We start from the raw sequence: 1,346 nt of genomic DNA, 5'->3' as shown, positions 1-1,346 counted from the left end.
GTCTTGAAGCTCACATCATCCAGCAGGTTGCCCAGGTTCGCCTGGCGGCTATCCACGCTTTCGAACGTGAACGTGGTCGAACCGCCGGTGGCTATATACGTGCCCGTGTACGTCTCCCACTGCTTCGCGTGGTCGCGCGCGTCGGTGTTCGTCACCTTCGTGGCGATCACTTCGGATTTCTCGCCGACCTTGTCTCCATGCCCGTTGGAAACGGTGCGGGTCATGGGAACGACGGTGCGTGTGCCGTCCGCGGCGATCATCACCACGCGCATGCGATCCACGTAATCGTCGGTCAGGCTGGCGTGCTTGAGCGAGACCGTGTAGGCCACGTCCTTGACGGTTCTGATCGTTTGTCTGATGGAGGTTCCCGCCTGGTTGGCGGCGAGCTCCGCATATATGTTGCCGTTCCTGTCGAGCTGGAGCTCGACCTCGTTGGCGCGGCGCTGGTTCGGCGCGCCAACGCTCGGGCCGTCCGTCTCGGACGAATCCCAGCCGAAACGGTTGGCGTCGAAACCATCGAGCTTCACCCACTTGCAGGCATTGGGATCGAACCGTTCGCCGCTTTTGCGCTCCACGGCGGACCAGTTTATCGAATGATCCATGTGCAGGCTCCTGGCGCCCGGATACTCGAAGTCCCCGTTCGTCAGCTTCTCCTGGCCCGCGTCGGCGGCCGGTACCGCGTTGGCCGGCAGGCCTGAGGCGTCCTGCATGGTCTTCGCCTTGCCGTCCGTTTCGGACGCCTTGCCGAAGGTCTTCGAGCTGATCCGGCTGGCCTGTTGCTTGGTTCCGCCGTTCGCGTCATAGGAGAGCGGGTACGCGTAGGCGAACCGCACGTCGTCGATGCCGGTGATGGACTTGAACGTGAAGCGGGTGACCGGCTGGTCGGCGGGGATGATCACGCTGCCCGTGTAGGTGTCCCACTTGCCGTCCCATCCCGAGACCGCGCTGGCCACGACGTTCGACTTCTCGCCGACCTGGTCCTTGCCGTCGCTGGCGACGCGGGTCAGTTCGACCGGCCGCTCGTGTCCGGGCTTGCCGACCAGCACCTGCAGGCTGTCCACGCCCATGGCAAGGGTACGGCTCGCGTGCTTCAGCTTGACCGTGTACACGGTGCTGAAGTCATGCCGCGTGTCGATGTCCTGGTACAGGTACGTGTTGGCCTGGCTCGCGGTGATCTCCCCGTAATAGTTGGAGCCGTCCCTCGACCGCTGGATTTCCGCGATGGGGGCTCGCCCGTCGACGGCCGTGTCCGTCTGGTTGGACTTCCACCCGAAACCGGTGGCCTGGAAGCCGTCGATGTGCGCCCACTTCCTGGCGGCGCCCGCATCGCCCTTCACATAGTCGAT

The 1,346-nt window shown here is 64.3% G+C and carries 1 protein-coding gene; it reads right to left on the bottom strand.

The window, feature by feature from the left end; all coding sequences use genetic code 11:
* Positions 1–1,346, bottom strand: a 1,346-nt coding sequence (locus AB5Z52_RS17095) for a hypothetical protein (RefSeq protein WP_368267147.1), incomplete at both ends; no start/stop codon positions are given.

This window comes from Enterococcus sp. RTP21361st1_A6_RTP21361_211029 (assembly GCF_040910045.1).
GTDB lineage: Bacteria > Bacillota > Bacilli > Lactobacillales > Enterococcaceae > Enterococcus_D > Enterococcus_D gallinarum.
Note: the sequence above shows the minus strand (reverse complement) of the source record. Positions and strands in the feature narration are given on the sequence as shown.